This is a genomic window from Pseudoalteromonas sp. SG41-5 (assembly GCF_014164495.1).
GTDB classification, from domain to species: Bacteria; Pseudomonadota; Gammaproteobacteria; order Enterobacterales; family Alteromonadaceae; genus Pseudoalteromonas; species Pseudoalteromonas rhizosphaerae.
On sequence record NZ_JACJFH010000016.1, the window covers coordinates 17,247 to 38,835 of the forward strand.

The following is a 21,589-nucleotide window of genomic DNA, read 5'->3' on the forward strand; positions in this document are numbered from 1 at the left end:
GCATAAACCTTCCTTAGTTTTGCTCTTGTTCAGAAAAAAGCTCGACAAAATTTTTGTCATCAATACCTTGATAAACAGCTGTATAGTTTTCAATCTCGTCAAAAGCTTTACTGTCTACAAAGTAAGACTTCGCTGCATACTCATCAGAGTCACCAAGCCAAGTTGTATGAGCATCTTTGAGCTCTGAAACAAATCCGTTGCCGTTAAATACTTGCTTAATTTTGTCCCAATCTTCAAAAAAGTATTCTTCCAGTAGCGGCATGATGTTAGTGATAAATACTTGTTTAAGATCCGCTAAGTTACTTACTTTCATTAATAAAGCATGGCCAATAATGTGCTCTCTATCTAATAAAAGTTCTATACGTTTATTAATAGTGAATAAGAGCTTTCTTAAGTTAATACCATCTACATTATCGCTTAATAATGAGTAGTCAGTTCTCAGCTCTTTAAATTCAAAGCGGCGTCTTAATGCTATATCTATATGCGTTAAAGAACGGTCAGCCGTGTTCATTGTGCCAATAATATCGAGGTTGCTAGGTACCGAAAAAGGTAAGTTTGAGTATGGCAAAGTAACGGTAAGTGAATGCTCTTTACCAGCCCGTTTATCTATTTCAATAAGGCTTATCAACTCACCAAATATCTTACTAATATTACCTCGGTTAATTTCATCAATTACTAAGGCATATTGATGTTTAGAGTCAGCTTCAGCACGCTTACACAGCCGTTTTAATATACCAGGCTTTACAACGTAACTTATATCACCATCGTCGTTAGTAACAGGCCTTAAACCCTCAATAAACTCTTCATATCCATAAGATTGGTGAAAAGTCACAAATTCAAAGCGCTTTATTTCGTCCTCAACAGGTGGGCCTGCTTTAAGCTCATTTAGTTGCTCTCTAAAACCAACAATTAATTCATGTTCTTTATCAACAATAGTCCACTTACTATCTGTATCTTTGTCAAAAATTAACGGTTCAATGCGCTTGGCGTACTTAACAGTTTTTGAGTCTTGAATTGCATGAGTTTGCAAAGCAGCCCAAGCTGTCTGACGTATATTGGCAGTTCTTCCATTAAGCGCTAACTTCTTGATAAAATACTCATGATTCACAATATCTGAGACAGATAAATCGTTATCTGCATCCAACAAGATAAGAGTAATAATTTCAAACCAACTTAAATCACTCAATTTATTATTCAACCAAACCCCAAGCTCTTCAGAAGTGCTATTTTCTGTGTATTGTTCTTTTAAAATCTTTTGCAGGGTAAAAGTTTTACCAGTACCAGGTGGGCCGTAGTAAATTAAGTTCGTTGATGTAGTTGTCATATGAGTAGCCAAATCTGAGTTAGTTGGATCACCATTATTGTAATCTCTCGGTAAATGCTTATTACCAGCAAGATCATTTTCTTTGAAAAACGCTTCGTTGCTTACCAGCTCAGCATTTAATTGTGCTTCATTACTTTCAAGGTCATCTGTCAACTCAATCGCAACTCCTTCTTCCCTGCCGTAACGCTCCGGAAACCAAACGATTAATCGGCCTTTATACACTTCAAACTGACCTGCAACTTTCCCTCGAGTTGAATCTAACTGGCGATTTCCAAACCTTAGGGCTGATTCAACATGATCTACATGATAAAAGTCAAAGTTTAAGTTACTTTGACTTATCACCCTGATTGCATCATCTAACACTGTAAAATTAACTGCTTTCTTTTTTAAAAAATTATCGAATGCTTGGGTAGCCCTACATTTTTCAACCCATTGAAACTGGCTGCTATTCTTTGAGTCTATTTGGGTTACGCCTAGATCTTTAAGTGAACAATCATAATATTTCTTTAAAATCCATTCCTCAAACTCTTGCCATTCACCTTTAGGAACTTTAAAAAAAGTACCGTTATAATTTGGTGTCCAGCCTTTCTTATCACCATGATAAGGCTTTAAAGAAGGTAACTCATGAATAATTTCATATTGCCTAAACACCCAACCTTCAGTAAACGGAGCGTTTTCAATTGGTAAAATATCACTAGTAACTTTTACTAATGCTTTAAGGTCGCCACTGCGTGATAGGCTAACAATGTCACCAATATCCACTTGATTAATGAAATGCTGCCCTTGAGACTTTTTAGTACTTTCATGTAATGAAAGGTAATTATGTTCATCCAACCAATCAGATAGCTCTTTTGGGATATCATTATATCCATGTGATAGCTTCCAAATTTTCATCATTCATCCCTTTGCTGATTAAGCGCTATTTTAGTTTTTTAGCTCTTTTATAATTTTCTCTAAATCTTCATGCCAATGATTGCTCGCCGCTGTACTTGATTTTACTAAATGAGCTTTATGTTTTTCGAGCTGGGATTTAATTGTAGCAACCCACTTTTCATCATTTGGTTTAGCTTCTAAGACTTGTTCAAAAGCGAATAACATACTTGAGAAAAACCACGTATATTTTGCGTATTCAGGATCATTTTCTCCTTCAGCAACGTAGTCACCGCTTGCAAGTTTAGGATGAGCGATACATAGTGCTAAATACTGCTGATATATTCCATGCGCTTGTGCTGAAGCCGAAGTATTGCGCCCTACCTGAACTTGCCAGAAAGCAATAGATAAAGCCCCTATTGCCACAAATAAACTAATAATTGGAACCCAGTTTTTCCAAGTCTCAATATTTAATAAAACGGCAAAACCTGTTTCAAAACATGTCATCTATTTACTCCTGCTGGTTTAGTTTTAACGGCTCTATATTTTTTTATTTTTCTTGTGAAAGCTGCTAAGTCAATATCAGCAGTACTAATTGATATTTGTTGACTTCCATGCGCATGAGATATTAAACGGTCATATCGTTCTTTATAAGGAGCTTGTATCGTAGAGCCTCCAAATTCGCCAATATTACAAATAACGATATGTTGATACATATGATATTGAAGAGCAGCAGCCATATTATCGAAGGTGTTTACATCTTGGTTATGAGCAACCACTACAAATAAATCTGTAGTATTTCTTAAATCCGCTGCAAGCTTGATATCTGTCGCGTCATAACAAATGGCTCCACTAATTCTGAAAGGCCCTTCATCATACCCATGTAATTCTAAAATGTGCTGGCAAGGCCTATAACCAGTAATACCAAGAGTAAGCTCATCCTGAGTCATGTTTTCTTTACCTTGATCTCTAATCACCCATTGCCTTCCGCTTTCTCTGTAGTCAGGTATGAACCACCTAGCTACATTAACTAACTTTCCTTCATGATTGGTAAATACCAATCCGGCAAAAATAATAGCACCAGTTGTATCAGCGAGTCGTTTGATGAGATCTTGATCATCAATATGTACAGCAACTTCTGCAAAAACAATTAAGTCAGCAAAGGGTTTAGTTTTTTCACCTTGAGCTTGTGCTTTACTTTCTAAAGTTTTTAACGTTAGTTTACAAACCGAAGATAAGTGCGCACGATGCTTAGTCCTATAGACGGGATTATCAAGTTCAGGATCGGAAACGTTAAAGTCCGACGACGTAGGCAAAAGCTGCTGAACTGTTGCGATCCTAAAGTAATTACGTTTGCTGGGCCTTGCAACTCTCGTTGGTAACGCAGGTAAGGAAGAAGCATGACAAATAAGACTATTTAAATAGCTCAACCTTTTTCTTAAGCAAAATTCAAATGTTTCTAAGCACTCTATAGAGCGTACGTCTAAATCACTCACAAATGTTGATTCAAATCCAGGCCACTGTAAGCAACGAATTAATAAGTCTGAAAACCAGTCTGTGACTGTAGAGTATTCCCCAGTTAAAGTTTCAGGTGAATGCATCATACCCATGCGCCTTTTGAACCAACTTGTTTTCACTCCTTTGTAAGCGACGATATCACCTTGCTTCCAACGGTTAGTTGTAAAGTCTGCACTACCAATTACAGAGGCCCTTAAGATAGTACCGATCCAGTAAATGACCTTTTTACTTTCACTATCTTTATCTATCCATTCCGGAAACTCATATCGAGGGTCCTTAAATGGTACAGTTCCTTTTCGCTTAGATTCAGCAATATTAACTGACGGTCTCCACAACTCAGACCAACTTGTAACCGCATCCAATTTAATTTCTATTTCAGCCGGTGTGGCACCCATTATCGGTGTATTTACAGAGTTCTCCGGTTGAGTTGCTTGTAATAAACTCAATGCTAACTTTATTAGCGCATGCTCAAACTCAAACCCATTTGAATCAGAATGAATAACCTTGGATAAAAGCTGCTTTTTAGCTCTAGGCTGAGTACTTGATTGAGGGGCTGCCCAATCAAATTTATTAGTAAGTGTTTGTTGAAATTTCCTTTTTTTAAGCTGTTTCCATATCGCATTCCAAAAGAGGCCGCCTCTCTTTGCGAAAACGTCCAAGACCTTAGCTTTATTTACATCATCCAAATCACACATTGACTTAATAAGAGAAGCAGCATAAATATCAAACTTTCCCGTCATTTGTGCTGAGATTTCATATAAGGCACAGTGTTCATATTTAAACTCTGATTGAGCGCCAGCCAAAATGATGTGCAACTCATTTTGGATAGTCGCATTTGCCTTTTCTTTAATAACGGGTTTATTAGTTGCCGCAAGTAACATTAATGCTTGTCTTTCAACAAATTTAGAACTTTTATTAGCGCTTGCAATAACTGCTAATGCATAGTTAGCAATCAAATCAATCACGGACTCCGGATTAATCGAACTTGGGTAAATTGACTTCTGAAATGACAATGTAAAATCAAGGCCACATCTAAATATGTCTGCCAGCAAATAATCCATCATTTGCGCTGTAATAGTGTCATTCACCTTTGCGCTATTCGAATAATTACTTCGAGAAAAAATAGCCTCAACAACTGGCTCAAATAAATCAGCTTCTGGATGAATTTCCATTGCCTTTCTCAACACTAATGCGAGCGAAGGATCTTTCATCCAAGCGGTAATCAACTTTTTAGCTAACAGTTCTTCTCCACCATCTGCGTTACTGATTCTGCGTTTATTTCTTACAATGCTTTCTAACCTATTTGCTGCAAATCGCTTTAATGTATCTGGGCGAATATCATGATCGTAATTAGTAATTTGTAACAACGCAGAATCATCATGGGAACTCGTTAAGGAAGGTAGCTCTATATCTTCAATATCTAAAAAGCTCTCTAAAAGACCTGTAACTGAATCTAAAACATCACGATCAGCTGGACCACTGAGCTCTCCTTGAACCATTTCAATCCGATTCGACATACTACCGCTATCGTCTAAATCTGAAAAAAGAGTCACCTTTGTTTTATTATCATTTAGTTTAAGATCAGTGCCTCCATACTTTCTCAAAAGGTTATTTATATTTCTATTTAAAGCACGCCTTATGAAGCCTACAGATACGTTTTTTACACTTATAACCAAACGCAAATCATCCACATACCGACAATAATCATGGACAATAATCGGACTTTGAGGGCTTAGTTTTCCACCGATTAATTCACCCACCTTTTCATCAAATTCGATTAAAAATGCATTGGCAAAAAAGCCTGCTGATACCAATCCTTGAGGTAAACCTTGCTCAACATTGCCTAGTTTTAAATCGGCAGCTAGTTTTAAATCGTGCTTGTCCCACTTCCAATCTGAAATGCGGCTAAAAGCATTCCAAAATTTGGGGCACTCTGGATTACCAAATTTTTTAGATATTATTTTTAATCTATCTTTTAGTAAGTCTCTACAGATTGTGTTGTAGAACTTTGATAAATCCAAATTAACAACGTAAACCTCCTCTGAAGAAGAAGCTTGATTTAAAACACTTCGACCTAACTCCATTGGCCTTTTTAAAAAATTTTGATAATCGGTAAAAAACTTTCTGTATGTATCGCTATTTCCCCAACGAAACCAAGCTTGATCTTTGTTTTTCCAATCACATACCAGTCTATTGCCGTAGCTATACACCTTGTTACTTCTTGCTTGTGCAAAACTCTGATTTTTATCGCTGCAATTACCTTGTTCTGATTCAACCGCATCAGCCAGGCACAACATAGCAGCACTAGCCCAAGTTTGATCTCTAATAGATATGTGAGCCAATGGTCTTATGGGTGGTTTTTCTGCCCGTTCTTTCGTATTTTTAGGATGCCAACCATCTTGATCAATAACCCATGTTTCACTTTTTGCAGCAGGTACCAGCTCTAAAGGTTTAAGCTTGTTTCTAATAATCTGCCTTTTCCATTCACTTACATTGTCTTCAATATTTAAAGCAGATACATCTAACTCCAATGTATCTGCATACCAGTTAAATGCACGAATATAATTATGTGTTTTTTTCCAAGCTTGAGTAAGCACTACTTCATCAGCAAGATATTTAATCGTTGGTTTTAAAGTACGGTATTTTGGGTTAATTAATTTCATAGCATCCCTGCATCAATTCTAGTTAATGCTGTTTTCAACGATAGCATCTGTGAGGTGGAATTTAGTAGTTTGTGCGTCGGTTAAACGGGCTTTAAGTTGGTCGCAAAGTGCCATTAGTTCATCGACTTTGGCTACTATTTGGTTCTGTTCACATAATGGTGGTAACGGAATTATCATTTCACCGACATCACCCAACCTAAAGCTATTTTTAATACCCCGTTGCGGGGCGTTAAACTGAAAGCTGGCTAATGGTGACCGCATAAGCTCTGGAAAATATCTATTTCTACATTCAGACATAAATCTTAACAAGCAAGTGTGTTGGTTAATATACGCTTCGCCAAAACCTTCTGGTATCAAACCTAAATTCCCAACATCGCCTGTAATTGAAATTAATAAGTCATCTTTCATTAAACTTGTTCTTGAGCCTTCCCCACCTATTGGAGGTGAAACATATCTTAAGTTATCTAGTCTTAGTCTGTAGTCTCCCCTAGCAAGATTTCCCATAGTGACAAAAATAGCACCTGAGTCAGAGTAATATTTCGCCCAATCTCTAGAGCCAGATGTAATTAACTCAGCAACATCCCAAACTCGACACCACTCCCAACCTCTAGGCAGTTCAAACGGTTTTTCTTCGTCGGTAATGGCTGGCAGTGGTTTTTGCTTTTTGATTTTTTTGTCTTTAATCAGTTGGGCTTTTTCTGCTGCTATACGCTCTAGGAGTTTGGCGGCGGGTTCGTCATTTGGGTTTTGTGGGACGAGTTTGCCCATTACGGCTAGTTGTAAAATAGTTTGCTTTAGCGTGTCGATGCTGGCGATGGTGGTGAATAGCGTGTCGAAGTGCTCGCTTAAGCGATGCCAGTTTTGTTGAAACTGTTCAGCGGTTTGTTCCGGTGTTGCTCCTTGCTCTGGCGATTGCAGCAAGGCCTCTAACAGCACTTCAACTAATGTTTGATGTGCTGTAATACTATTTTCAGTTTGCGCCTCAAGCGCATCACACAAGCTCATTAACTCATCGACTTTAGCAACGATGCGTTGTTGTTCCTTGGTAGGAGGTATAGCAACAACTATTGGGTAAACTTTACTTCCAGATATAACTGGTTGGGCTGTAGCACTATCATTTTTACTTAGGTTAGTATTTTTAAAAAGCCAATATAAAAACTCTATAAACAAGCCTTCTTCATCAAAACGAGTAATAAAAGCATTATCTGTAACCCAAGCTGAGTCAGGTGTTATATGAACTGAACCGCAGTAGAACCCAACTCTACCTATCACTAAAGTAGAGCTCGATACATTATAAGTATCATGGTAACCAGTAATGCCATTTCCACCATATACTGGTACATCACCGCCTTGTACCATTTTTTTTGATGTAAGATTTTTGCCTGAAGATATTTGGATAATATCTTGCAGCCTTGTCCACTCCCATCCTTTCGGCAATTCAAACGGTTTTTCATCCTCACTAATCTCTGGTAATGCTTTAGGCTTTTTAATTTTTTTATCTTTTACCAATTGTGCTTTTTCAGCGGCTATTCGCTCAAGCAATACTGAAGCGGGTTCGTCATTTGGATCTTGCGGCACCAGTTTTCCGCGCACTGCGAGCTCTAAAATAAGTTCGCGGAGTTTTTTAATGCCATGTAGTGAAAACTTTTTCGATGAACCACGACCTGATGACGACTTTTGCTCTATGGCCGTCGTCCAAATATCAAGGTGCTCGGTTATTAGCTGCTCTGCGCTTGTGTTTGGTGCTTTAGTCTCAGCCATTACTTGTCCTCGCTATCTTTAGCAAGGGCTGCTGACAATATGCCTTTAAGCTGATCGCGCAGTGCTTGTATGTCGGCTTGTTGTTTTGAGTAGTCGGCTAATAACTCTTCTGGGTCGTGGCTGATTACTTCGCCTACATGCGGGTTTTTAATATCGAGATTGTAGTTACGAGCAATAATATCGTCGATTGAAACCTTCCATGCTTGCTCTGTTTCAGTACGGCTGGCAAAGCCGTCTGCCTCATTGCCCCACCATTCAAGTTCGGTTTTAAATTCTTCAAACTTCATTGGTTTGGTTTTGTTGTAGTTTTTAACGCCTGCTGGGTATGGGTGCTCGTAAAACCACACGTCTTTTGTTGGCGTGCCTTTAGTAAAAAACAGAATATTAGTTTTAATGCTTGTGTACGGGGCAAATACACCATTAGGTAAGCGTACTATGGTATGTAAGTTACACTCCTCAACTAACAGCTTTTTAATTTTGGTTTTTACGCCTTCACCAAACAAGGTGCCGTCTGGCAATACAACCGCCGCGCGGCCTTTAGTGTTGAGCACTTCTATAATGAGCTGTAAGAACAAGTCGGCGGTTTCACGAGTTTGCATGTCGCTTGGGAAGTTTTTTTCTATGCCGTCTTCTTCGGTGCCGCCAAACGGAGGGTTGGTGATAATTACATCTACTTGGTCATCCCAGCTTGATAGCGGTTTATTTAGGGTATTGCCGTGTTTAACTTGTACCGGTACTTCAATGCCGTGAAGCATCATGTTGGTAGTACACAGTAAGTGCGGGAGTTGTTTTTTCTCTACACCGTGTATTTGCTTTTGCAATATTTGGTGGTCGTCGCCCGATTTAACATAGTTTGCTTTTACGTGGTCGAACGCACAGGCTAAAAAGCCACCGGTACCACAAGCAGGGTCCATGATTGACTCGCCTAGTTTTGGATCGGTTACTGCCACTATAAATTTAGTAATGGCACGCGGGGTATAAAATTCGCCGGCGTTACCTGCGCTTTGTAAATCTTTTAATATTTGCTCGTACAGGTCGCCAAATAAGTGGCGCTCTTTTGAGTCGGTAAAGTCTATTTCGTTTAGCTTATTAATCACCTGGCGCAGTAACGTGCCGTTTTTCATGTAGTTAAAGGCATCAGAAAATGCCTCTTTTACTACATAGCCGCGTGGATTTTTATCTACGGGTGCGGTTAGGTTTTTAAGCTCAGGGAATAGCTTGTCGTTTACAAACTCTAAAAGCTCATCGCCAGTTATGCCTTCGTTATCGGCCGCCCAATTGCGCCATAAAAACTGCTCAGGGATTGGCTCGCGGTAGTCGTCTAATTCTAGTTCTAGCTCTTCTTCTTGTGCGTCAAATACTTTTAAAAATAGTAACCACGACATTTGACCAAGGCGTTGGGCGTCGCCATCGACACCGGCGTCTTTACGCATAATATCTTGAATAGATTTAATAGCTGAACTGATAGACATAGTATTCTCTTGTTAGATTATTTTTATAAACAGCGGCTAAAAGCGAGTATGAAAGCTGTTTACTTTAAATGGTTTAATATTTGCTATCGCCAATACAGAACAACAAACATAAATTTAGGCTGTTTTAGGCGCTGGCATTTGGTAAATTTCGGCCTCGAGCTCTTTAAGTGCTTGCTCATATTGTGGTTTGCCACCAAAGCCTTTTTTCACTATTTCACTTAGGCTGCCAATTTCGTTAAACGGCGCCACTTTAAGCGCTTGCATAGATTCTATTTCTTGCACGCCTACATCAGCGTATTTTATCAGAAGGTTCTCGAGTACAGTGTGTGCGGTACCCGAATATTTAGTGAAATAGTTACGCTTTTGTACGTTATCTGCGCGTTCTTTACGAGTAAGGGGAGGTTGGTCGTAAACTACATGGCAGATCATATCAAATGGGTCCATATCTTTGCCTACTTCTTCCTCAAGCGCTGACCAAATAATCCCCTCTTGTGCAAGCTCATCAATAATTACTTGTTTACGGTCTGATTCGTTCCAGCGCTTTACAAAATCATCCAGTGAGCTGAATTGTTTACTCATGGTTTTACGGGTGTAATCTATAAATGACTCGGTAACAAGTTTGCCGTCGGTATCGTAATACTGTACTCGCTCTGCGACTTTATTAACGGTAACACCGGACACGCGGTACTTAACCATTTTGGTTGTTTCATCGTCCCACTCACCGTACTCCCCATCAGAAAAAGTACCACCGCCTTTGGGATCGTTAACGGTATCGCCTGTTTGGTCAGCAGTTGACTCGTCAATCGTTGATTGGCCTGCGTCAATTGTTTCGTCATCATGTGATTCAATATCAACATTTTCGTCTTCAATATCAGTGGGGGTTACTTTTATTACTTTTTCAGGTGTGCCATCAAAGCGTTTATCGGCAAATAACTCGGTGGCTTTTTTAAAATCAAGTATAGTAAACCAAAGCTTACCGTAGCGATCGTCAATACGCGTCCCCCTACCAATGATTTGTTTAAACTTGGTCATTGATTGTATATTTTGATCGAGTACTACCAACTTACAGGTTTTAGCGTCTACCCCTGTGGTCATTAATTCTGAAGTAGTGGCTATAACTGGGTAAGCTCGTTTAGGGCTACAAAAGTTATATAGTTGAGCTTTTCCTAATTCGTCATCGCCGGTGATCTTCATCACGTATTTATCGTTTTTAGCCATTTGCTCTGGATTTAAGTTAGCTATGGCTCGGCGCATACGTTCGGCGTGATCTATGTCGTTACAAAACACAATAGTTTTAGCCATAGGATCGGTGCGTTTTAAATAGTTAGTTATGGTTTCAGCTACCAGCTGGGTGCGCTCATCAATTACCATTGTTCGGTCAAAGTCTTTTTGGTTGTATATGCGGTCTTGTATTACTTCACCGTTGTTATCAACCTGGCCTTTTGTTGGTCTCCAGCCTTGTAGGTCTACATCAAGATCAACACGTACTACTTTGTATGGAGATAAAAAGCCGTCTTCAATGCCTTCTTTTAGGGAATAAGTATACGTAGGGTCACCAAAGTAATCAGAGTTTGATACCTCGTTAGTTTCTTTTGGTGTAGCAGTTAAACCTATTTGAGCTGCACTTTTAAAATACGTTAGTATTTCTCGCCAAGCACTTTCTTCGCTTGCGCTGCCTCGGTGGCATTCGTCAATAACAATCAAATCAAAAAAATTAGGATCTACGTTTTTAAATGCTTTTTGATGCTCTTCAGGTCCAGTTAGACCTTGATAAAGCGCCAAGTGAATCTCGTAAGCGGGATCAATCGTTCTGCCAGTAATTTTGGTCATTGCTGTATCGAACGGCGCAAAATCACCACTTTGAGTTTGCTCTATCAAAGCTGTGCGGTCAGCTAGAAATAAGATTCGTTTTTTCGCGCGTGATTTCCATAAACGCCAAATGATTTGAAACGCGGTATAAGTTTTACCGGTTCCTGTTGCCATAACGAGGAGTACGCGGTCTTTACCTGACGATATAGCCTCTACTGTTTTATTAATTGCTTGGAGCTGATAGTAACGAGGATGTTTACCACTACCATCATCATAATAGGCTTGATTAATTATAGGGAGTTGCGAGTCTGTATAGCCTTTGTAAGCACAGTATTTAGCCCAAAGTTCTTGCGGTGATGGGAAGTCTTCTAAGCGTATTTCGGTTTCAAGGTTATGCGCATCAGGCGTGCCGCCTTCGTTTTTAATTAAGGTGGTTTTATCATGGAAAATAAAGCCATCGCCATTAGAGGCAAATACAAAAGGCACATCAAGTAAATTGGCATAATCGAGCGCTTGTTGCATGCCCTTACCTACTTCGTGCTTATTAGCTTTAGCCTCAATGACAGCAAGTGGCATACTAGGTTTATGGTAAAGCACTATATCAGCCGATTTAACCGATTTACGTACACCGAGTTGTCCACGGACAATAACTTTGCCGTCGCGTAGCTTAACTTCTTGCCGTATTTGGGTAATGTCGTCCCACCCTGCTGTTTTAACTGCGGGTAGAATAAACTTACTGATTATATCGGTTTCGCTGAGCTTTCTTTTATCCATAATCTAACATTCCCTGCAATCCCATTGTTAATGTAACTAACTGACGAGAAAGTAATATGACGTTCAGTTATGCTATATAAAACAGCTCAAATAAGCAAAGGTTAGCGCTCTAGTTACAGCATTCAATAAGCGAGAATTATATAAATTTCTATAATAATGATGGGATAACACTCTAAAAAAGTGATAGAGTTTCATGAGCTTACTGTTCAATTAGAATCTTATGGTGGTAGATAAATGGAAATATCTTATAAAATTTATTGTAAGGGTGAAATTACTAGTGGAGAAAACCATGAAAATGTTGTGGCTGCTCTTTCTGATTATTTAGGCATATCTCTTACCGCAAGTAGGTTGCTTTTTGATGGTAAAACAAGGTGTATCTCAAAAAACTTATCCAAACAAGAAGCATTGAGAAAATACAATGATCTCAATAAAATGGGCATAAAGATAAGTTTGAAAAAATCAGAAATTGAGCCAACTAGCTCTAATGATGCTAATGACAATCAAAATGAAAAAGTTAAAGATTTAAAAGGTACCTACAAACAAGCAAAGCAAACAGTTACAGAATTAAAAGACAAATTATCAGAGTTTAGTAAAAATAATAAACACACAGTTACCGATGATGGTGCACTTAAAAATTCAGCTAAAAACACAAATTTTGAGGACAAATATTTTGTAGTAACTCGCTATTTTAGCTTTATAACTGCTACGTTATCATTGTTACTAGCCGCAATTTTAGTCTGTGTTTTGATTTTTGATTATTTAGATAGTAATAAAATTAAAAGTTTTGAAGAAAGTCAAATAGAGTTCAATACATTCAAAAACCAACTAGAGGATACTGAGAAGTCTCGATATTCAAGTGCTGGAGAGAATGAACTTAATAGCAATTTTGATATTACCACAGCCCAAGAAATTCAGCTTGAATATAATAAGAAAGTAGATATGTACTTTTCTTCAATTGAACAAAATATCAATGTATTTGCTAATGCGACAAAGGACATATCTGTAAAAGAGTATGGTAGTAATCAACTAAAAAACACTCTAAAACAAGTAGATTCGCAATACTCTATCGAGCCATATCACTTTTTTGAAACCTTATTAGAGTTTACTGAAGACTTAGGTGACAGCGGTGACTTTGTAAGTTCTCTTAAAGATGGAGATACAAGAAAAATAAATTGGATAGACTCTGTTACATGGTTTATTAATAACTATAAAAGTGAAATATCTTCAATTGCAGAAAGTAAGAGATATGCCGAATCCAAAAACTCTGAAAATCAAGAAGAAAGATTATATATTGCTATTCTTATTGGATTACTTTTTGGAGGCTTCGTAACTTACACAATGGTTTTAGCTTTGTTAAGAATAGAGAAAAACACAAGACCAACTAATTAAGTTGATAATCTTATACTCCTTCTCAATAGCTTTGACAGCACTTAAGAAGGAGTTTTTAGAATTAATCTACCTAAAACATTAATTAAATATTCACTCCACCAAATCATCATTTCTTTTCTGCGCGCTAAATGTTGAGCACAGTTGTATGCCCTTCTAACTTCATTCTTATCAGTATGTGCAAGCGCACTTTTCTATTAAATCAGGGTCAAACCTTACTCCTTTAATTTCGTACCCTAACAGTCGCAAACTAAGGCGCACTAGTATGCCTTGCAAACCCTTTCGTTTTAAAGCGGCATTAGCAGTTTGGGAGTTTGTATTTATTCTTTGATTTCTATCCACAGGAAAAATGATTATAAATGTCACGCACTGGTTTCCTTGGCTCCAATCAATTTAGGATTGTTTGGCAAGTGGTCTTTTATGCTCTTTACACGTTTTCATTAGCTCAGCCGATTTGCTCCTTACAACTCAATAACAGCCCAGTCTTTGCGTGCCAGCGACTATTTCGATGATTTAACCACATTTGTCGTTATGACAAACTTTGCCAAATGACAGAAACTTTGTCATTCTAATTAGTAAATTATTCACTCTGTGAATAATTTAAAATAATAATATTCAAATAGTTAAACATAAAGAGTGAATAAACACGCCAAACGGATTCATTTTAAACGCGAAGTGAAATTACTAGTTTCAGCGTACCAAACCCTATTAATCATGGTCTTATATGTGCTGAAATTCCCCCCTTAAAACACCTTAAATATACAAAAATGGCAAACTCTATCTATAAGATTGTCATAAATCACCTCTGAGCCCTTTATACACAAGGGCTCTAACAGGCATGAACAAAACGCCAATCTAACGAGGATCTAACATTTATCAGCAAAAAAACGGCTAAAAAACAGTCTTTGATTCTTGAAGTAGTGCAATTGGTAACGATGGTTGATTACTTTTACTACATCGAGCAACGGAGCTTATAATTTCCGTCTCTGTCATTGTTTGCTTTGCAAACATAACTGTCGGCCCATACTGGTTACGTAAGTGTAAAAGCCGCTTATCAAGCGTAACTTTACAACGTGTTTTGACTTCTCGAACAATCGCTCTTGGCTCAACACTCTTGAGCATACGACTATATGCCTTGGGGTATGCTGCAACAAAATAGCTGTCTGGTGCTGTAAATATATCAAGCGGTATCGGTTGAGCCCGCTTACCTTGTAAACGTAATTCGTGACGCGTCCAATTTTTATAAAAAGGTTCATCTGCAGGTAGCTTGAGTTGCTTACCCTTTTCATAAATTACCATCTTTTTATGAGAGCTATTGGCACCTATGTAAATTGTTCTTCCTTCGTTTGATTTAAGATCCCTTCGAGTCGGCACAGTACCGGACTTAGGCGAGTAGTCACCTTTACTAAACGACTTTTGAACATGACGTATGTTGTATTTACCGCTTAAATCATCGAGCGCTAAATCAATTCGCCTAATATCCAACTTAGCAAACTTATCGAGTTGTAATAGCGGGAAAAAATAGCGGTCGTCTAAATTGATTAACTCACATGCAAAACCTGTTAGCTCCAATCGAATACTTGTTTTATTGTTAGACCATTTAATTGCACCGCAATTTTGTTTAACCACATCATAACTGTTGAGTAATTGTCCATCATCAAAGTGTTTTAGCTTAGGCTTAAACTGACTGACTTTAATCAATAATGACTTTAGCCAGTCTTTGAGCTTTTGCATAACCTCATCAAATTGGTCCTTACAAACAAGTACTAAATTAATAGTTACATAATCAATTCGTGTTTTAATATTATTGTTTACTAAAAAAAGACAATCTGTCTTTATTAATGACTCTTTATGAGACCCTGTAAGTGTATTGTTTTTACTTACTTTATTAGTATTATCTGTCGGTGTTAATGCCCCTTTTATGATCTTATTATCCATTAATGCATGCCTCCATCCAGTTTAAGAGGTCGGATAATCGCCATGCTGTCGTTCTTTTATTTAATTGAATTCGCTTTGGAAACGTACCCGCCTGCTCCATCTCATAACGTGATGTACGTGATAGCCCTGTAATATGCTGGCATTCTTTTTCTCTAACAAAACGGTCAATACTTGGTGTTTGCTGTTCGATATGATTTTTATTCATTTCAATTTCTCTATTTTTTATTTCGATTCGATCGAGTGTGATCGCATCAGTTCGAGAGCCATTAAATAGAAAAATTAAAAGTCTGAGAATCGAGCCTAGCTGCTAGGCTCAGACTTTTTTAAAATTGAACAAATCGAAAAGCCACTTCTACGACATAAAAATAAAAATGCAAGCAATTGATTTTAAAAAACTAATAACAAAAGGTGGAATGCTTCATACAAACCGTGGATTTACATGGAGATTTATTTAAACGTAGGCTAAACAATTACTATTGATAATAATGAGGTATAAGTAGGATGTTCAAGGCCTCTTTTTTGTCAAAAGATAGCCTTGATTATATGGCATGATTTAAGGGGTTTTACTCGCTCAGATTTGTTCCATCTGAGCTAACTATTAACTCGCTTTTGCTATGTGTTCGCTCCACCAGTCCATCATTTCTCGTCTGCGGTCGATATACTGTGCACGGTTATAAGCGCGTCTGACTTCGTTTTTTTCTATGTGTGCTAAAGCAGTTTCTATTAAGTCTGGATCAAACCCTTGCTCATTTAAAATGGTGCTAGCAAGCGCACGCATACCATGGGCCACCAGCGCACCTTCAAGCCCCATCCTTTTTATTGCCGCATTAGCTGTTTGCGAATTTGTATGACTTCGAGGATTTCTATCAGCAGGAAAAATATACTCTCTGTGGCCACTAACTGGTTTCATTAATTCCAGTAAATGAAGCGTTTGTTTAGTCAAAGGTACTTTGTGCTCTTTTCGCATTTTCATCCGCTCGGCAGGGATTATCCATAACCCGTCATCAAAATTGATTTCAGACCATTTAGCAGCTGCTGCTTCCATGGGTCGGCACATAGTGTGTAACTGCCATTCAATCAAACAGCGTGTTGTATATTTTATACTTGCACGATTTAGCATTGTCATTAATTCAGGCAATCTTTCTGGCTCAATCGTACTCATGTGAGTTCGTTTTGGTGATTGAAATGCACTGCGAATACCTGCCAACGGGTTTGATTGGATCAAGCCCACGTTAACAGCATAGGTCATGACTTCATTCACTCGTTGACTTAATCGTCTAATTTGTTCAAGCACACCTTTCGATGCAAGTGGTTTCATTACAGCGATGACCATGGGCGCTGTTAATGTATTAATCGGTCTGTTTGCTAATTGCGGAAATAAGTGATTTTCAAACGAACGCCAAATATCTTCAGCATATCCTTCACTGACTGATGCACGCTTTACATCAAACCATTGCTCAGAAACATATTTAAATGTATTTTGAGTTTCGTTAAGTACATCAGTTTTTTCTTGCTCGGCTTGTTCTTTCGGATCAATGCTTTTTGCAAGGAGCGCACGCGCTTGCTCCCTTAATACTCTGGCTTCTTGAAGTGTGGTTGTAGGATATGCACCCAAAACCATATTGTTACGCTTTTTAGTGTAGGGGCGATAGTAACGGAATATCCAAGATTTATTACCTGAGACGCGTATTCTTAAATAAAGACCGTTGCCATCTGCAAGTTCATAATCCTTATCTTTTGCCTTTGCGCGCTTTAATTGGGTGTCGCTGAGAGGTTTGATCAATTTTGCCATTAGTTACCTTCTTAAACTTAGCTACAATCAACTGAAATTTATAGTAAAAATGCTTTTTGGTACCACAAGTTTATTCTCAGCGGTTTATGGTACTTGCAATGGTACTTAGTGTTCCGAATAGTACCATACATCTTCGAACCATTTAGAAACAAAAAAGCCCTTAACTCATTAAAAGTTAAGGGCTTTTTGAACGTATTCGGCACTTGCCGAACACTATATTGGTGGAGCTGGGGGGATTTGAACCCCCGTCCGAAAAGCCTCGACCGTCGGTACTACATGTTTAGTATTGTCATTTAATTAACCTTTAAGTCCCGGACAAACACGGTAAGTAAAGGCGAGGCCGCTTAGTTTTAGCGCTTCAACCCCGGCCAGGGTTTCCGTCGCGATCAGGTGTTAGGGTGACACTCCAAAATCCAGTCCACAAGAATACATGGAAGGAGCGCTAGCTAGCCTAAGCTGCTAGAGAGTAGTTATCGTCGTTTGCGATTACTTTAAGTTGCGGCTTTTTAACGAGGCAAACCGCACCTCGACATGCACCTTGGGCTTCTTGAATTCCGTCGAATCCTAATCAGCCCCTGAATTAGTAAACTCATTCAGAGCGTGCAGCCAGTATAACCGAGTAACGCGCTGATACTCAAGGCCCTTTTATGCTTTATTTTATATTGCTATGTAGTTGCGGATTAAACACGCAACAAAATGTTACTATTCTCTCCTAGAACAAGCAAAGCAGTAACATTTACTTAACAATATTTGAAAGTTATGTTCAAATGGTCTGCTACTTTGAAAATGCCTGACTATGGGTTTTAGCCGAGCGGCATATAAATAAAAAACATCTACATCCAAAATAATAAAAACAGGCATATTACATAGGAAATTAATAAATGTCGTTGTTTATACATAACCCTGTAACGGGTTTTGTGTCACTGCTTGAGCACCCTAAAAATAGCGGTTTCCCAGTGACAAGTTCGCAACTTATTGAGTTAATCGAACAGTCTCCGTTTGCTGATTTTGCTATAGTCAGTGCAAATATTGGTAAGTTATTCTCACCGAGCAAAAACTATCAGGATGATTCTTTAATTGTTGCTCGTGCACTCGATGCGTCGATATTCATTCAAGTTGATGAAAAAAATATGGTCGCTGAAGCCACATTAACCACGGCTAAAGGTGGGGCCTTAATGTCGATTGACAAGGCTCGCGAAGCACTCGTTAATGCTGGCGTATTACATGGCATTAGCACTCGTGCACTGGACAATTTTTTAGGTCAGCAATTTGACAAGCCTGCGGGTGTTTCCTATAGAGCGATTGTTGCTCATGGTCGTAGACCAAAAGAAGGCAGCGACGCTAAATTTGTACGTTTGTGCGCTACAGCACAAGATCGTGTATTGAGTCCACAAGCAAAAGAAGGTGGTAAGGTCGATATGCGCAATTTAGGCGCGATCATCACTGTAAAACCGGGCACTCCTCTAATGCAGCGTGTTGCTGCAACTCCTGGGGAAGATGGTTATACGGTATTTGGTGATGTGCTGCCCGCCATACCAGGTAAAGATCTACCATTGCAACCATTTGAAGGCACTAAACTCGATCCAACTAATCCCAATGTACTGATTGCAGATTGTAAAGGTGTGCCTGTCGCCCTCCCTCGTGGTATGCGCGTTGATGACGTGTTGTGTTTTGATAATGTTGATATTGGCACCGGTCATGTTGATTTTGACGGCAGCGTAATTATCAGTGGCGATATAAAAGATGGTATGCACGTGCGTGCCAGTGGTGATATCACGGTATTGGGATTTGTTGAATCAGGCCAGATCGAAAGTGCCAGTGCGGTCACAATTATGCTTGGTGCAATTGGTCGTAAGCGTGAAAATGACGAAGCGTTTACTTGCAAAATTAAAGCCGCTCGGACTATTTCAATTGGCTATGCCCAGTATTGCCATATTCATAGCGAACACGATCTCTTTATTGAACGACAAGCATTACATTGTGACTTGAGTGCTCGGCGGTTGATCCGCGTTGGTAAAGCAAATAATCCGCGCGGTAAAATTATTGGCGGCAATATTTTAGATGCCATGCGAATTGAAACCGGAGAGCTAGGTGCCCCATCGGGCACAAAAACACGAGTTTTCATCGCGCAGTATTGGCATGACTTGAGACAAAAACAATTGCAAATTGCCGATTTTGAAAAACTGTTAGCCACTAAATCCGCAGCATTAAAGCAAGCACGTAAAAAAGCAGTTAAAATTCCAGCACCAGCAAAACGACAATTATTTTTAGAAAAAATTAGTGCCAGCGAGCAACAAATTAATATTCGTATTGCCAACACCAAACGTAAAAAACATTTAGTAAAACAAAAAATAGCTCAGCTTTTAGCTACTAGCCGTTTAAAAATTAATGAGTTAATGCATCCCGGTGTGGAGCTAAAAATCGCAAAAGATTCAAAACAATTTTCGCGTATTTATCCGCCCCACTTAGTTAAAATGAGCGAAGGTAAAATTACTCAGTCGTTTTAACGGCTGAGTCTTCGTTATGACCAGCTTGCTCTGCATCTTCTGGCACTTCTTCAGCTAAAGGCCAGCCACCCAGCTGTTGCCAACGATTAACTATCAAACAATATAGCTCTGCCGTACGTTCGGTGTCATATAATGCTGAATGAGCCTGTTTGTTGTCAAATTCAATGCCAGCTGCACGACATGCTTTAGCAAGTACCGTTTGACCAAGTGCCAAACCCGCTAATGAGGTTGTGTCAAAACTAACAAACGGATGAAATGGCGTACGCTTAATATTATTACGTTCTATTGCTGCATTTAAAAAACCATGGTCGAACGCCGCATTATGAGCAACAACCACAGAACGCTGACACCCCGCTGCTTTTTGAGCTTTACGTACCACTTTACAAATTTCTTTGATCGCTTCCTCTTCAGATACTGCGCCACGTAATGGCGAGAAAGGATCAATACCATTAAAATCAATAGCGGCTTGTTCAATGTTTGCGCCTTCAAATGGCTCAACATGAAAATGCACAGTATGATCAATACTGAGTAGGCCTTCATCATCCATTTTTAATACTGACACCGCAATTTCTAACAGTGCATCGGTTACTTTATTAAAGCCTGCAGTTTCAACATCAATAACCACCGGGAAAAAGCCACGAAAGCGTTTTGCGAAAAGAGTTTGTTCAGTATTTGCCATAGTATTCTTGGTTTGCCAGAGTAAGCTGGCTATTATGTCAAAAATCATAGTGGCTAGGCTAGCGCTTTACAGATTAAATTAACACTTACATTTAGGCATATAACTTGCTTTACTTAACTAGAACTAGAGCTAGCTAACGACACTTTGATGACTGTTAGCCTCTGTAAATGCAGCTTTTGCCAAGATATTGGCGTAATAAATTGTTGGAGATCCCGTAATGAAGCTTTCAATGCTGTTTATCAGTCTAAGCATTGCAACTGCATGCCTTTCAGATACGGCCAGCGCTGCAATGCGCCAGTACACAGCCACGGCAGATAACTCACAATGGGAAGTTGTAAAAACAACTCGCTTACAATGCCAATTAAATCATGAAGTTCCATATTATGGCGAAGCTATTTTCAGCGCTACCGCGAGCAAAAATAAAGACCTGCTATTTAACTTGGATATGGTTGTCCGTCCTGACAATTACAGTATTGCTGGTTTAAAAGCAGTCCCGCCAATCTGGCGAGCAGGTTTACCAGCACGTGATATTGCTGACATGAAATTACTACGAAAATTTGACGGCGAACTGGGTAACAAAACGGCATGGGAAATGTTGACCGAGCTTGAAAAAGGCTACCAACCTACTTTTTATTACCAAGACTGGCAAAATAGTGCCGATAAAATTGCCGTTGGCTTATCGAACATTAATTTTAAACAAGCCTATTGGGCATTTTTACAATGCCGCGATGAATTACTGCCATACAGCTTTGAAGATATTTCCTTCACGATTATGAATTATCAACCAAATACCAGTAAACTTACTAAATCATCAAAACAACGTTTAGATAAAATTGCTGAGTATTTAAAGTACGATACGACGATTGCGGCTATTTCGATTGACTCATACACAGATAGCTACGGTGGTCGTTGGAACAACTTAGAGCTGTCTAAAAAACGAGCTCAAGCGATCAAAGAATATATGGTGAGCCTAGGAATTGATGAAACTAAAGTTGAAACGCAAGGCTTTGGTGAAAAACGTCACGTAGCGACTAACGATAATATTTTGGGCCGCGATAAAAACCGCCGCTTAGTGATACAAATTGAGAAAATGTAG

The 21,589-nt window shown here is 38.8% G+C and carries 13 protein-coding genes and 1 other RNA gene; 3 read left to right on the forward strand and 11 right to left on the reverse strand.

The annotated features are described in order from the left end of the window. Positions 1 to 13: 13 nt before the first annotated feature. From H5232_RS24145 to hsdR, 6 genes are all read right to left on the reverse strand, one after another. Positions 14 to 2,221 (reverse strand): McrB family protein, encoded by a 2,208-nt coding sequence (locus H5232_RS24145; protein ID WP_182830675.1) that lies wholly within the window; start codon positions 2,219 to 2,221, stop codon positions 14 to 16. A gap of 27 nt (positions 2,222 to 2,248) precedes the next feature. Continuing rightward, entirely contained in the window at positions 2,249 to 2,701 is a 453-nt protein-coding gene (locus H5232_RS06525; RefSeq protein WP_182717115.1) for a hypothetical protein, read from the reverse strand. Next, a complete protein-coding gene (locus H5232_RS06530) occupies positions 2,698 to 6,375 on the reverse strand; it encodes a reverse transcriptase domain-containing protein (RefSeq protein ID WP_182830676.1) in 3,678 nt (1,225 codons plus the stop codon). Before H5232_RS06530 ends, H5232_RS06525 begins: the two co-directional genes overlap by 4 nt. 18 nt (positions 6,376 to 6,393) lie before the next feature. Further along, positions 6,394 to 8,136, reverse strand: a complete 1,743-nt coding sequence (locus H5232_RS06535; RefSeq protein WP_182717113.1) for a restriction endonuclease subunit S — start codon at positions 8,134 to 8,136, stop codon at positions 6,394 to 6,396. Beyond that, positions 8,136 to 9,608, reverse strand: coding sequence for an N-6 DNA methylase (locus H5232_RS06540; RefSeq protein ID WP_182717112.1), 1,473 nt, complete (start codon positions 9,606 to 9,608; stop codon positions 8,136 to 8,138). Before H5232_RS06540 ends, H5232_RS06535 begins: the two co-directional genes overlap by 1 nt. A 114-nt stretch (positions 9,609 to 9,722) precedes the next feature. After that, on the reverse strand, positions 9,723 to 12,191 hold the full coding sequence (gene hsdR, locus H5232_RS06545; protein WP_182717111.1) for an EcoAI/FtnUII family type I restriction enzme subunit R: 2,469 nt from the start codon (positions 12,189 to 12,191) through the stop codon (positions 9,723 to 9,725). A 234-nt stretch (positions 12,192 to 12,425) separates the two neighbouring features. Between hsdR and H5232_RS06550 the strand changes: the two genes are divergently transcribed. Beyond that, complete coding sequence (locus tag H5232_RS06550) at positions 12,426 to 13,580, forward strand: hypothetical protein (protein WP_182717110.1); 1,155 nt, start codon at positions 12,426 to 12,428, stop codon at positions 13,578 to 13,580. An 888-nt stretch (positions 13,581 to 14,468) separates the two neighbouring features. Here the strand turns inward: H5232_RS06550 and H5232_RS06555 are convergent. From H5232_RS06555 to ssrA, 4 genes are all read right to left on the reverse strand, one after another. Beyond that, positions 14,469 to 15,515, reverse strand: coding sequence for a replication initiation factor domain-containing protein (locus H5232_RS06555; protein ID WP_182717109.1), 1,047 nt, complete (start codon positions 15,513 to 15,515; stop codon positions 14,469 to 14,471). Continuing rightward, on the reverse strand, positions 15,508 to 15,720 hold the full coding sequence (locus H5232_RS06560; protein ID WP_182717108.1) for an AlpA family transcriptional regulator: 213 nt from the start codon (positions 15,718 to 15,720) through the stop codon (positions 15,508 to 15,510). Before H5232_RS06560 ends, H5232_RS06555 begins: the two co-directional genes overlap by 8 nt. A 393-nt stretch (positions 15,721 to 16,113) precedes the next feature. Continuing rightward, positions 16,114 to 17,307, reverse strand: coding sequence for an integrase domain-containing protein (locus H5232_RS06565; protein ID WP_182717107.1), 1,194 nt, complete (start codon positions 17,305 to 17,307; stop codon positions 16,114 to 16,116). A 219-nt stretch (positions 17,308 to 17,526) separates the two neighbouring features. Further along, positions 17,527 to 17,883: a transfer-messenger RNA gene (ssrA, locus tag H5232_RS06570) on the reverse strand. Between the two features lie 305 nt (positions 17,884 to 18,188). Here ssrA and H5232_RS06575 point away from each other — a divergent pair. After that, positions 18,189 to 19,814 carry a DUF342 domain-containing protein gene (locus tag H5232_RS06575; protein ID WP_182761211.1) on the forward strand — a complete coding sequence of 542 codons (1,626 nt, stop codon included), beginning with the start codon at positions 18,189 to 18,191 and terminating at the stop codon, positions 19,812 to 19,814. Here the strand turns inward: H5232_RS06575 and rnt are convergent. Further along, on the reverse strand, positions 19,798 to 20,493 hold the full coding sequence (gene rnt / locus H5232_RS06580; RefSeq protein WP_182717135.1) for a ribonuclease T: 696 nt from the start codon (positions 20,491 to 20,493) through the stop codon (positions 19,798 to 19,800). The genes H5232_RS06575 and rnt overlap by 17 nt on opposite strands. 217 nt (positions 20,494 to 20,710) lie before the next feature. Here rnt and H5232_RS06585 point away from each other — a divergent pair, with 217 nt between their 5' ends. Continuing rightward, complete coding sequence (locus H5232_RS06585) at positions 20,711 to 21,589, forward strand: OmpA family protein (protein ID WP_145237165.1); 879 nt, start codon at positions 20,711 to 20,713, stop codon at positions 21,587 to 21,589.